This window comes from Streptomyces sp. NPDC006510 (assembly GCF_040611955.1).
Lineage (GTDB): Bacteria > Actinomycetota > Actinomycetes > Streptomycetales > Streptomycetaceae > Streptomyces.
Genome location: NZ_JBEXPH010000219.1, coordinates 1 through 12,395 on the forward strand (window position 1 = coordinate 1; position 12,395 = coordinate 12,395).

The following is a 12,395-nucleotide window of genomic DNA, read 5'->3' on the forward strand; positions in this document are numbered from 1 at the left end:
CCGCAGGCCCCCCAGGCCCCGCAGCCGGCTCCGTCCTTCGGCGCTCCCGCCGCGCCGGCCCCGGCCCCCACTCCGCAGCAGCAGCAGATGCATGCCGCGCCGACGATGGCGGCACCGCTGGCACCGCAGGGCGGCATGGTGCCGCCGCCCGCCCCCGCCCCCGCTCCGTACGGGCAGCCGGGCCAGCCGCCCCAGCAGCCGCAGTTCGGGCAGGTCCCCGGCCAGGCACCCCCTGCCGCCCCCTACGGCCAGCAGCCTCCCGGCCCGTACGGCCAGCAGGCCCCGGCCCCGTTCGGCCAGCAGCCTCCCGGGGTGCCCCAGGGCGTGCCGCAGACCGGCGCCGGTCTCCAGGCGGCACTCCAGCCCTACAAGGAGACGGCCACCGGTCAGCGCTGGACCCCACAGAACCAGCAGCTCATGCGGGTCGACCTCACCATGGGCGGTACGCCCGTGCTCGCCCGCCAGGGCAGCATGGTGATGTACCAGGGCAAGGTCGACTTCAGCTACAAGGGCGCCGGTTTCGCCGGCCGCATCGTCGGCAACGCCACCGGCCAGGAGATGCAGCTGATGCGCTGTACCGGCCGCGGACAGATCTTCCTCGCCGAGGACGGATCGCATCTGCACGCCATCGAGCTCCAGGGCGACGGCATCTGCGTCTCGGCAGAGAACGTCCTCGCCTTCGACGAGTCGCTCCAGCACGAGGTCCGCAGGATCGAGGGCCACGGCATTCCCGGTGGCGCCCTGTTCACCATGCAGTTCCAGGGCACCGGCACGGTTGTTATCAAGACCCACGGTGTCCCGGTCGTCCTGCCCGTCACGCCGACCACCTTCGCCGACTGCAACGCCGTCGTGGCCTGGTCGTCCGCGTCCCAGGTGATCATCTCCAGCCAGGTCCGGCTGCGCCGCAACGCGTACCCGGGACACAGCGGGGAGACCGTGAACCTCCAGTTCCGGGGAGCCCCCGGAAACTTCATCGTCGTCCAGCCCTACGAGGTCTGAGGGAGCCCGTCATGAACCAACAGCTCGCGGGCTACGCCCCGACCCCCGTCACGGCCCGTATGGAGAACCACGGCCGCACGATGCTCAAGGTCGCCATGGCCACCGGCCAGGACCTCTACGCACGTACCGGTTCGATGGTCGCGTACGAGGGCTTCATCCAGTACGAACCCAACCCGCCCGCCGTCCGGCAGGTCGCCTCCCAGTGGATCACCGGCGAGGGCGCACCGATCATGAAGTGCTCCGGCGACGGACTGCTCTACCTCGCCGACTACGGCGCCGATGTGGTCGTCATCAACCTCAACAACGACTCCCTCTCGGTCAACGGCACCAACGTCCTCGCCTTCGACAGCCATCTCACCTGGGGCGTGGAGCGGGTCAAGGGCCTCGCCAAGTTCGCCGGCCAGGGCCTGTGGAACGTCTGCATCTCGGGCACCGGCTGGGTCGCGATCACCTCGCGCGGCACACCGATCGTCGTCGACTGCGGACGCGGCGAGGACGAGACCTTCGTCGACCCGGACGCCCTCGTGGCGTGGTCCCCGAACCTCAAGGTGAAGGGCAAGCGCAGCTTCAAGGCCTCCTCGCTCATCGGGCGGGGCAGCGGCGAGGCGTACCAGATGGCGTTCTCCGGCCAGGGCATCGTCGTCGTGCAGCCGAGCGAGGACAGTACCGACCGCCTGCGGGTCCGGAACTGACGGGGGAGGAGAACACACCATGCAGAGTCCGCTTTTCAGCTACACGGAACAGCAGTCCCAGGACCGGTACACCGTCCAGAACCCGCAGCTCCTGCGGGTCTCGCTGACCGGCCATGACGACGTCCTCGCCCGCAAGGGCGCCATGGTCGCGTACCAGGGTCTGATGGAGTTCGACGGCGAGTACCAGTCGCACGGGCAGCGCCGCGCCCGCGCGAACACCGGTGAGGGCCTCGACCTGATGCGCTGCTCCGGGCAGGGCACCGTCTACCTCGCCAACCTCGCGCAGCACATCCATGTGGTGGACGTCGACCGGGACGGCATCACGGTGGACAGCGCCTATGTCCTGGCGCTGGACTCCTCGCTGCACACCGAGGTCATCGCGGTGGACAGCCAGTACGGCATCTCGGGCACCGGGAAGTACCAGCTCAACATCTCCGGCACCGGCAAGGTCGCCCTGATGACCTCGGGCCAGCCGCTGATGATGCAGGTCACGCCGGACAAGTACGTCAACGCCGACGCCGACGCGATCGTCGCCTGGTCCAGCTCGCTGCGGGTGCAGATGCAGGCCCAGACGCACTCCTCGGGCGTCTGGCGGCGGAGTGGGAACACCGGCGAGGGCTGGGAGCTCAGCTTCCTCGGCCAGGGCTTCGCCCTGGTCCAGCCGAGCGAGGTGCTGCCCCCGCAGAACCACGTGATCGGTCAGGGCGTCCGGGCCCAGTACGGGATGGGCCAGCATGGCGCCCACGGTCAGAACCAGAACAACTCCTGGAACTGAACCACGGCGCACCGGCACGCAGCACACGGGTGAGGGGGGCTCCGCGGAGACCCCCCCTCACCCGCGTGCCGCAGGCGGCTCCTACCGGCGTTGCTCCAGCGCGGCGCGGGCACGCTCCGTCAGCCGTACCACCGATGCGTCGGCCACCGAAGCGACCTCGTCGTACGTGAACCAGCGCAGGTCCAGCGACTCGTCGCTGATCTGCTCCGTCGCGCCGGAGGGCGCCAGCGCCGCGTACTGCACGTCCAGATGCCAGTGGCAGGGCGCGGGGATCGGGTGGCGGTCCAGCGTCACCGGGCCGCCCGCGAGCAGGGTCAGGCCGGTGATGCCGGACTCCTCGGTCGCCTCCCGAAGGGCCGCGGCGGCGAGCGACGCGTCCTGCGGCTCGCAGTGACCGCCCATCTGCAGCCACATCCGGAGCTTGCGGTGGAGGGTGAGCAGGACCCGGCCGCGCTCCGGGTCGATGACCAGTGCGCTGGCCGTCAGATGGCCTGCTTCGCAGGCCTTCCACATGCCGTCGGGATGCTGTGCCAGATGGTCGAGATAGCCCTGGCGCAGCTCACCCTGGAGCGGGTCCGCCCCGTTCTCGTACCCCTTCAGTACGAGAACGGCGTCGTCGTACAGGCTCACTGGTCGGAGTCGCCCTTGCCGTCGTCCTTGCGGCCCTCGCTCTCCCCGGTGCCGGGTGAGCCCTTGTCGTCCGTGTCCACAGCGGGCTTCTGCGGGCCCTTCGCGGCCTCGCCGAGCATCTTGTCCAGCTCGGAGAAGTCCAGCTGCTCGTGGTGCACAAAGCCGTCCGGATCGTCCAGGTCCTGGGCCGTCGGCAGCATGTCGGGGTGCTCCCACAGGGCGTCGCGCCCGTCGAGACCGCGTGCGTCGGTGAGGGACGCCCACAGACGCGAGGCGTCACGCAGCCGCCGCGGGCGCAGCTGCAGGCCGATGAGCGTGGCGAACGTCTGCTCGGCGGGACCGCCGGAGGCGCGGCGCCTGCGCATCGTCTCGCGCAGCGCGTCCGCCGAGGTCAGACGGGACTTCGCGGCCTCGTGCACCACGGCGTCCACCCAGCCCTCGACCAGCGCGAGAGCCGTCTCCAGCCGGGCCAGGGCAGCCTTCTGCTCCGGCGTGTCCTCCGGCTGGAACATGCCCTGCTGAAGGGCGTCCTGGAGCTGCTCGGGCTGCGACGGGTCGAACTGGCCGACCACGTCCTCCAGCTTGCTGGTGTCGACCTTGATGCCGCGGGCGTACCCCTCGACGGCGCCGAACAGATGCGAGCGCAGCCACGGAACATGAGCGAAGAGGCGCTGGTGCGCGGCCTCGCGCAGGGCGAGATACAGCCGCACCTCGTCCTGCGGCACGCTGAGGTCCTTGCCGAACCGCTCGATGTTCAGCGGCAGCAGCGCGGCCTTGCCCGCCGGGCCCAGCGGCAGGCCGATGTCGGTCGAACCGACCACCTCGCCCGCCAGCACACCGACGGCCTGCCCGATCTGCTGGCCGAACATGGCGCCGCCCATCGACCGCATCATGCCGATCAGCGGGCCGGCCATCGCCTGCATCTCCTCGGGCAGCACATCGCCCATGGCGAGACCGACGCGCTCCGCCACCGGGTCGACCAGCTTCTGCCAGGCGGGAAGGGACGCCTCGACCCACTCCGCACGGCTCCACGCCACGGCCGAGACCGAACCGGAGGGCAGCGACGTCACGCCGTCCAGCCAGTGGTCGGCAAGGCGCAGCGCCTCGTCGACCGCGGACTGCTCGGACGGGCCGACACTGGCGTCCTTGGTGCCGTCCGGCGTGCCCTGCGAGACCGTCTGGCGGGCGATCTGCTTGGCCATGTCCCAGTTCACGGGACCGCCCTCGTAGCTCAGCATCTGGCCGAGCTGCTGGAAGGCGGCGCCCAGGTCGTTGGGGTTCATCGAGCCGAACATCGCCGCGAACGGGTTGTCCCCGCCCGCGCCGGGCCCGAAGCCGAACGGGTTCGCCGGCCCGCCCGAGCCCTGCCCACCTCCGGTGGGGTCCTTCTTCTTGCCCTCGTCGCCGTTTTCCGGCTCCTCCGGCGGAAGGCCGAATCCGAATGGGGTGTCACTCACGGGGTTTCCTCGGCTCGTAGGGCCGCCGGCTCGAACCGACGGCGACTGCCCGACATCACCATCCAGCGTAGACACCAAAAGTCCGCTGAGGGCCTCAGTGCTCCGCCGGCTCCCGGCCTGCGGCAGGATGGACGCCACCTGGTACGTACGCGTCATTCGGGTACGTACTGAAGACAACCGCTGGAGACGCCCGGTGAGTTCCCCAGATCCTCAGGTTCGCGCAGCGCGAAACCTGTCCGGCCCCTCGACCGAGAACAAGCCCGAAAAGAGCCGCTCCAGGAGCCGTGGCCCCGTCGTCGCGGTCACCGGAGCGGCGGGCGGCGTGGGCGAGCTGCTCACCGCACGCCTCGCTGCATCCGAGGAGATCAAGCAGGTCATCGCCATCGATGAACGCCGCGGAGAGGTCTCCGAGGCGACCTGGCACATCCTCGATGTCCGCGACCCCGCCATCGCGGAGAAGCTGCGCGGCGCAGATGTCGTTGTGCATCTTGCACTCGATCTCGACCTGGAGACCGACCCCGCCGCCCGCACCGCCTACAACGTGCGCGGCACCCAGACCGTGCTGACGGCCGCCGCCGCCGTCGGTGTCCACCGGGTCGTGCTGTGCACGTCGGCGATGGTCTACGGGGCGCTGCCCGACAACGACATCCCGCTCGCCGAGGACGCCGAACTGCGCGCCACGGCCGAGGCCACCGGAGTCGGTGACCTCCTGGAGATCGAACGGCTCGGCCGCCGCGCTCCCCGCGCCCACCCCGGACTCAATGTGACCGTGGTCCGGCCCACCGTCCTGGTCGGCGGTACGGACACCGCGCTGACCCGCTACTTCGAGTCGCCACGCCTCCTGGTGGTCGCCGGATCGCGTCCGACCTGGCAGTTCTGCCATGTCGACGACCTGGTCACGGCCCTGGAGTACGCCGCGCTGGAGAAGATCGACGGCGAGTTCGCGGTCGGCTGCGACGGCTGGCTGGAGCAGGAGGAGGTCGAGGAGCTCAGCGGCGTCCGCCGGATGGAGTTGCCCTCCGCCGTGGCCCTGGGCGCCGCCGCCCGGCTGCACCGGATCGGCCTCACCCCGTCCCCGGCGGGCGACCTGGCGTACACGATGCACCCCTGGGTGGTCAGCGTGAGCCGGCTGCACGACGTGGGATGGCGCCCGAGATGGACCAACGAGGAAGTGCTCGCCGCGCTCCTCGAAGAGGTCGAGGGCCGGCACACGGTCGCCGGACGCCGCCTCGGCCGCAAGGACGCCACCGCCGCGGGTGCCGCCGGCGCGACCGTGGCGCTGCTCGGCACCGCCGCCCTGGTCCGCCGCGCCCGCAAGGCCCGCCGCCGCATCTAGGGCCTCTCGTTTGGATCACGCCGGGCTCGTGGGCCTGATCCAAACGAAAGACCCTGGGGCCTGTCCGGGCGGGGGCTTCTGTAGAAGGCTCCAAGGTCGGGGGCGGCCCGCCGGTGGATAACGCTATTCCGCGTTGTCGGTGCCGTGCGGCACCATGGCCTCATGGCCTCCACCTACGACCACCCCGGCGAGCAGGCGGCAGACGACCCCGTCCGGCTGCTGGAGATTCGCGACACCCCGCTGTCGGTCGACGAGGTCTTCCGGGCCGTCGGGGACGACGCCGCGGGTGGCACGGCGCTCTTCGTCGGCACGGTGCGCAATCACGACGGTGGTCAGGACGTCGGCGCGCTCGGGTACTCCTGCCACCCTTCGGCGCAGGACGAGATGCGCCGGGTGGCCGAAAAGGTCATCGCGAATTTCCCGGTCCGGGCGCTGGCCGCGGTCCACCGGGTGGGTGACCTCCAAGTGGGTGATCTCGCCGTGGTCGTCGCCGTCTCCTGCCCGCACCGCGCCGAGGCGTTCGCGGCCTGCCGCAAGCTCATCGACGACCTCAAGCACGAGGTTCCGATCTGGAAGCACCAACAATTCTCGGACGGCACCGAGGAATGGGTCGGCGCCTGCTGAGCGCAAGTCGGCCGGGAGGCCGTCCGGTCCGATTTGCGTAACCCCACCCCTGCCGTGAGCGTTGGTTCTGCAGACGGTTAATCTGCTGATCGGTCAGTTGCGGTCGCTCATGAGGTAGGGAGGTCGTAATGGCAGCACTTGCTTGGTTGTTGATTCCGCTTTTCGCTGCGCTCGGCGCTGCGATATGGGGAAGCTGGGCCACCCGTAATCGAACGACCGGCGATGTCTCCGAACTCGCCGGCTATACCCGGTTCCGTGAGGCGATGGAGAAGTCGCACTCCGGTTCCGATGTCGTCTGAAGCCTCATCGCGCGTACGCAGTCGCCAATCCGCATCGTGATTCCGACTGCCGACATCCTCCGGCGCAGCCCGCGCCCGGTTCCCCGCCTCGTACGGACCGGCCCCGGCGGTGCGCTGGCAGACCCTTCCCGTACTGTCGTTCCATGCCACGCCGCACCGCGACGATGCTCGCCTCCACCCTGATCCTCATCGCGCTGCTCTGCGCAGGCGTGCTGATCAAAGTGCCGTATTCGGAGATGTCTCCCGGGCCGACCGTGAACACCCTCGGCAAGGTCGGCGGCGAACCCGTCCTGCAGATTTCCGGGCACAAGACGTACCCGACGTCCGGCAACCTCAATATGACGACGGTCAGAGTCACCGGTGCCGACTACAACATGAATCTCGTCGAGTCCGTCTATGGCTGGCTGGCCCACGACAGCGTGGTCGTCCCGCACGACACCCTCTACCCCGACGGCAAGACCGAGCAGCAGTCGACGCAGGAGAACGCCGAGGAGTTCAGCCAGTCCCAGGAGAGCGCCAAGGCCGCCGCGCTGACCGAACTGGGCATCCCGGTGGCGTCGCGCGTCGTGGTCTCCACGGTCGTCAAGGGGAGCCCCGCCCAGGGCAAGCTGCACGCGGGCGATGTGATCAAGCAGGTCGACGGTACGCCCGTCGAGCAGCCCGAGGACGTGGCGAAGCTGGTCACCCGCCGCGACCCCGGTGAGAAGGTCACGTTCACGATCATCCCGGCCCGCACGGCGCAGGCGGCCGAGAAGGCCGGCAAGGAGCCCAAGGGCAGCCGGAAGATCGTCATCACCACGGTGAAGGCACCCAAGGAGAACCGCGCGATCGTCGGCATCCAGGCCGGGACGGACCACACGTTCCCGTTCCGGATCGACATCAAGCTCGCCGATGTCGGCGGTCCGAGCGCCGGTCTGATGTTCTCGCTGGGCATCATCGACAAGCTGACCCCCGGCAAGCTCACGGGCGGCAAGTTCATCGCGGGCACCGGCACGATCGACGACAAGGGCAAGGTCGGCCCGATCGGCGGCATCAACATGAAGCTGGTCGGCGCGCGCAACGCGGGCGCCAGGTATTTCCTGACGCCGGACGAGAACTGCAGGGCCGCCGCCTCCGACACCCCGAGCGGACTCACCCTGGTGAAGGTGAAGACGATCGACGACGCGAAGAAGTCGCTGGAGAAGATCCGGGCGGGGGACACGGCCGGGCTGCCGAGCTGCTCGGCAGGCTGACCGCGCCCCCGCGAAGGACGCGACCGGGTCAGGCCTCGAAGGTCGCGGCCAGCGCGTCGGCCAGGCCGGGCACCAGGCCGGCGCCGGTCCGCACCTCGCTCGGGGTGTCCTTCGCGCGAAGCCGTACGGCCGACTCACGCGTACCGTCCCGAAGGACCGCCACGGTCATCCGCACCTCCTGACGTTCCGGGTGCTTGGCGACCCACTTGGTCAGCTGAGCGTCGCTGAGACCCTCGGGCACGGAGGCCTCCGCGGACGGCGGCAGCATCAGCCGCTCCACCGTCATCGCGCAGCCGATCACCGCGTCGGGCCAGGCGATCGTGGCGAGGAACTCGTCCAGGGCGGTGCCCGGCGGCAGCTCGTCCTGCTCGATGGGGGTCAGTGAGGAAGTCGGGGATTCGGCGCTGTCCAGACCGAGCTGGGCGGCGAGACCGGGCTCCTGGACACGCAGCCGGGCGGTGTCGACCAGGGCGAAGAGCCGGGCCGGCTGGTCCCAGCCGAGGCCGGAGATGTACTCGTCGATTTCGAGCACGGCGACGGTGAGCGGGCTCGCGGCCATCGGAGGGCCTGAGGGGGAAACGTTGGGCATGGTCAATATCCTGCCTCCTTCCGCCCCGGGAGCGGGAACTAGGTAAAGCCTCAGTAAGTTGCATAGGTGGGCTCTACGATCGCTGGGCCCGCTTCACACGACCCGCGAACTTCGAGGTGCGCACGTTGGCTTTCCAGATGCCGGACCGCGGCGGAGGCCCGACCGGGCCACGGATCAGAGTCGGCCGCCCGTCCCGGCGTGCCCGTACCCTGCTCATGACACTGGGCGTCCTGGCGATTCTCGCCATGGCGTTCGTCATGTTCGCCGGGTTCTGGACGGACTGGCTGTGGTATCGGTCGGTCGCGTATTCGTCCGTCTTCACCACCACCCTGTGGACCAAGATCGGGCTGTTTCTCGTCTTCGGACTGCTGATGGCCGTCGCTGTCGGCCTGAACATCTGGCTCGCGCACCGGCTCCGGCCGCCGCTGAGCGCGATGTCGCTGGAACAGCAGAGCCTGGACCGCTACCGGATGAGCCTCGCCCCGTACAAGAAGTGGGTGCTGCTCGCGATCACCGCGCTCGTCGGTCTGATCGCCGGAGCATCCGCCTCCGGACAGTGGCGTACCTGGCTGATGTATGTGAACGGCGTGGCGTTCGGGCAGAAGGACCCCCAGTTCCATCTGGACGTGTCCTTCTACGCCTTCGATCTGCCCTGGTACCGCTTCCTGCTGGGCTTCGGCTTCGCGGCAACGGTGCTCTCGCTGATCGCCGCCGCGATGACCCACTATCTGTACGGCGGGCTGCGCATCACCAGCCCGGGAGCGCGGGCGACCGGCGCGGCCACCGGCCATCTGTCGGTGCTGCTCGGTGTCTTCGTCTCGCTGAAGGCCGTGGCGTACTGGCTCGACCGGTACGGCCTGGCCGTGAAGTCCAGCGACTTCAAGGCCACGGACAACTGGACGGGCCTGCGATACGTCGACGCCAACGCCTATCTGCCGGCGAAGACCATCCTGTTCTGCATCGCCGCGATCTGCGCCGTGCTGTTCTTCGCGACGCTCTGGCGCCGCACCTGGCAGCTCCCGGTGATCGGCTTCGGCCTGATGGTGCTCTCGGCGATCCTGATCGGCGGGCTGTACCCGGCGATCGTGCAGAAGTTCCAGGTCCAGCCGAACGAGCAGGCCAAGGAAGCCCCGTTCATCCGGAAGAACATCGAAGCGACGCGTGACGCGTACGACATCGACAACGCACAGGTCGACGACTACTCCGGCAAGAGCACGACGGACGACGACGCCAAGCTGCGCGCCAGCGCGAACGAGGCCGCCAGCTACCGGGTGATGGACCCCAACGTCGTCTCCCCGGCCTTCCAGCAGCTTCAGCAGAAGAGGAACTACTACCAGTTCCCCAAGACGCTGGACGTCGACCGCTACAAGGACGCCGCCGGCAAGGACCAGGACACGGTCATCGGTCTGCGCGAGCTCAACCTCGACGGCATCCCCAAGCGCAACTGGATCAACGACCACTTCACCTACACCCACGGCTACGGCGCCATCGCGGCCCGGGGCACGACGACGGGCAAGAACCCGAAGGGTTCCCCGGACTTCACCGAGTCCGGACTGCCGACGTCGGGTGAGTTCGACAAGTACGAGCAGCAGATCTACTACGGCGAGAAGACCGAGCAGTACTCCATCGTCGGCGGGCCCCAGAAGGAGCTCGACTACGAGGAGGACGGCGAGAAGACCACCAGCTACAAGGGCGACAGCGGGGTCAGTCTCTCCAACGCCTTCAACCGCGCCGCGTACGCCGTCTCGTTCAGTGAGCCGCAGATCCTGTACTCGGGGGCCATCGGCGAGGGCTCGCGGATTCTGTACAACCGCACGCCCAAGGAGCGCGTCGAGGCGGTCGCCCCGTGGCTGACCATCGACGGCGACGCCTACCCGGCCGTGGTGAACGGCCGCATCCAGTGGGTCGTCGACGCGTACACCACCACCAACGGCTACCCGTACGCCTCCCGTACGACGCTCGGTGACACCACGGCCGACTCGCTGACCACCAACCAGCGTGCGGTCGTCGCCCAGCAGAACCAGGTCAACTACATCCGCAACTCGGTGAAGGCCACCGTCGACGCGTACGACGGCAAGGTCAAGCTCTACGAGTGGGACACCAAGGACCCGGTTCTCAAGACCTGGCGCAAGGCGTTCCCGGGGACCGTGGAGCCCAGGGCGGACATCCCGCAGGAGCTCATGGACCACCTGCGGTACCCGCAGGACCTGTTCAAGGTGCAGCGCGAGCTGCTCACCCGCTACCACGTCACGAACCCCGCGCAGTTCTACAGCGGCAGTGACGCGTGGCAGGTCCCGGACGACCCGACCAACAAGGAGTCCGGCGCCGTCCCGCCGTACTACCTGAGCATAAAGATGCCGGACCAGACGGCCCAGAAGTTCTCGCTGACGACGACGTTCACGCCGAAGGGGCGGCCCGACCTCGGGGCGTTCATGGCGGTGGACGCGGATGCGGCCAGCAAGGACTACGGCACGATAAGGCTGCTGAGAGTCACCTCCACGGTGAAGGGCCCCGGGCAGGTACAGAGCGAGCTCAACGGCAACGACGACGTCGCCGAGTTCGTGAGAAACCTGAAGGGAACCGACTCCGACATCGAGTACGGCAACCTGCTGACCGTGCCGTTGGAGGGGGGCTTCCTCTACATCGAGCCGGTGTACACGCGCGGTGGTACGCAGAACTATCCGCTGCTGCGCAAGGTCGCCGCCTCGTACGGGTCGAAGACCGTCTTCGAGAACAGCCTCGGGGAGGCGCTCAACGCGGTCTTCGGGGTGACGGACTCCGGCACCACCCCGCCGCCGACGGACACCACCCGGCCCCCGGGCGAGACCACGCAGCCGCCGGCCACCGGTGACGCGGCGCTGAAGAAGGCGATCGCGGACGCGCAGAAGGCCTACTCGGAAGGCGAGGCAGCCCTGAAGGAACAGGACTGGACCGCCTACGGGAAGGCTCAGGCGGATCTGCAGGACGCGTTGCAGCGTGCGGCGGCCGCCCAGCCCAAGTCGGGCAGCGCGAACAGCTCGGACAAGGCCGATGACGCGAACAAGGCTGACAATGCGAGCAAAAAGGAAAAACCGGCCAGCGCTGACAGCGGTGGCTGAGTAACCCGGTAAAGGCTCACCCCCGCGTCGTGGTACGGTTTCAACACAACGACGCGGGGTGGAGCAGCTCGGTAGCTCGCTGGGCTCATAACCCAGAGGTCGCAGGTTCAAATCCTGTCCCCGCTACTGAAAGACCAAGGCCCGGATCCTTTCGAGGATCCGGGCCTTCGTCATGTCATGACGACTTTCTTGTGCAGGGTGCGTGAAGTGTGGTTCGCGGGGCACGAGTTGGGTCCGGACATGTTTGACTTGTCTCTCTGTGGGCATGTCGACAAAACGCTGAAGTGACCTCACTGGCCGCGATATACCAGGTGTACGCGGGTTGCAGGTGGTGCGACGATGGTATTTATGGGGGACAGGGCAACTCTGTTGGAGACAGGGCGGTTTGTGCAGCCTCGCGCTCATCGGACGGATAGCGCGATGAATGCGGCTTTTGGTGTTGCCACCAGGGAGAGCAACGAGACCACTGACACACCTGAGACACCTGAGATCATCAAGGCGACCGAGACTGCCGAGACTGCGGGGTGTGCCGCGACCGTCGAGAGCACGGAGTTCACAGAGAACGCGGGTGACAGGCCTCGCCTCCGGGTTCGACACCCTCGCCCTGCTGGCCGCCCTCCGTGGCCGACGCAGCCCCGCAGACGACGACTCCACCCTGCGCGTA

Annotated in this window: 11 protein-coding genes, 1 tRNA gene and 1 pseudogene; 10 read left to right on the top strand and 3 right to left on the bottom strand. The window is 68.6% G+C overall.

Annotated features, from left to right (window positions below; translation table 11 throughout):
* The 3 genes from ABZY11_RS37885 to ABZY11_RS37895 all read left to right on the top strand — a co-directional run.
* On the top strand, positions 1 to 999 hold a 999-nt coding region (locus ABZY11_RS37885), incomplete at its 5' end, for an AIM24 family protein (protein WP_356483519.1).
* An 11-nt stretch (positions 1,000 to 1,010) separates the two neighbouring features.
* Complete coding sequence (locus ABZY11_RS37890; protein ID WP_356483520.1) at positions 1,011 to 1,691, top strand: AIM24 family protein; 681 nt, start codon at positions 1,011 to 1,013, stop codon at positions 1,689 to 1,691.
* A 19-nt stretch (positions 1,692 to 1,710) separates the two neighbouring features.
* Positions 1,711 to 2,466 (top strand): AIM24 family protein, encoded by a 756-nt coding sequence (locus ABZY11_RS37895; protein ID WP_356483521.1) that lies wholly within the window; start codon positions 1,711 to 1,713, stop codon positions 2,464 to 2,466.
* 81 nt (positions 2,467 to 2,547) lie between these two features.
* Here the strand turns inward: ABZY11_RS37895 and ABZY11_RS37900 are convergent, their stop codons facing one another.
* Both ABZY11_RS37900 and ABZY11_RS37905 read right to left on the bottom strand, forming a co-directional pair.
* On the bottom strand, positions 2,548 to 3,096 hold the full coding sequence (locus ABZY11_RS37900) for an NUDIX hydrolase (protein ID WP_356483522.1): 549 nt from the start codon (positions 3,094 to 3,096) through the stop codon (positions 2,548 to 2,550).
* Complete coding sequence (locus tag ABZY11_RS37905; protein WP_356483523.1) at positions 3,093 to 4,553, bottom strand: zinc-dependent metalloprotease; 1,461 nt, start codon at positions 4,551 to 4,553, stop codon at positions 3,093 to 3,095. The genes ABZY11_RS37900 and ABZY11_RS37905 overlap by 4 nt, the downstream gene beginning before the upstream one ends.
* A gap of 193 nt (positions 4,554 to 4,746) precedes the next feature.
* Here ABZY11_RS37905 and ABZY11_RS37910 point away from each other — a divergent pair, with 193 nt between their 5' ends.
* The 4 genes from ABZY11_RS37910 (at position 4,747) to ABZY11_RS37925 (ending at position 8,044) form a co-directional block, all read left to right on the top strand.
* Positions 4,747 to 5,889, top strand: a complete 1,143-nt coding sequence (locus ABZY11_RS37910; protein ID WP_356483524.1) for an SDR family oxidoreductase — start codon at positions 4,747 to 4,749, stop codon at positions 5,887 to 5,889.
* A gap of 162 nt (positions 5,890 to 6,051) precedes the next feature.
* Entirely contained in the window at positions 6,052 to 6,513 is a 462-nt protein-coding gene (locus ABZY11_RS37915; RefSeq protein WP_356483525.1) for a molybdenum cofactor biosynthesis protein MoaE, read from the top strand.
* A gap of 128 nt (positions 6,514 to 6,641) precedes the next feature.
* Complete coding sequence (locus tag ABZY11_RS37920) at positions 6,642 to 6,812, top strand: hypothetical protein (protein WP_356483526.1); 171 nt, start codon at positions 6,642 to 6,644, stop codon at positions 6,810 to 6,812.
* Between the two features lie 143 nt (positions 6,813 to 6,955).
* Positions 6,956 to 8,044, top strand: a complete 1,089-nt coding sequence (locus tag ABZY11_RS37925; RefSeq protein ID WP_356483527.1) for a PDZ domain-containing protein — start codon at positions 6,956 to 6,958, stop codon at positions 8,042 to 8,044.
* Between the two features lie 28 nt (positions 8,045 to 8,072).
* Here the strand turns inward: ABZY11_RS37925 and ABZY11_RS37930 are convergent, their stop codons facing one another.
* Positions 8,073 to 8,633, bottom strand: coding sequence for a PPA1309 family protein (locus ABZY11_RS37930; protein WP_356483528.1), 561 nt, complete (start codon positions 8,631 to 8,633; stop codon positions 8,073 to 8,075).
* A 137-nt stretch (positions 8,634 to 8,770) separates the two neighbouring features.
* Between ABZY11_RS37930 and ABZY11_RS37935 the strand changes: the two genes are divergently transcribed.
* The 3 genes and pseudogenes from ABZY11_RS37935 to ABZY11_RS37945 form a co-directional block, all read left to right on the top strand.
* Entirely contained in the window at positions 8,771 to 11,731 is a 2,961-nt protein-coding gene (locus ABZY11_RS37935) for a UPF0182 family protein (RefSeq protein WP_356483529.1), read from the top strand.
* A gap of 52 nt (positions 11,732 to 11,783) precedes the next feature.
* Positions 11,784 to 11,857, top strand: a tRNA-Met gene (locus ABZY11_RS37940).
* 442 nt (positions 11,858 to 12,299) lie between these two features.
* Positions 12,300 to 12,395 (top strand): annotated as a pseudogene (locus ABZY11_RS37945) (DNA primase); the annotation flags it as partial.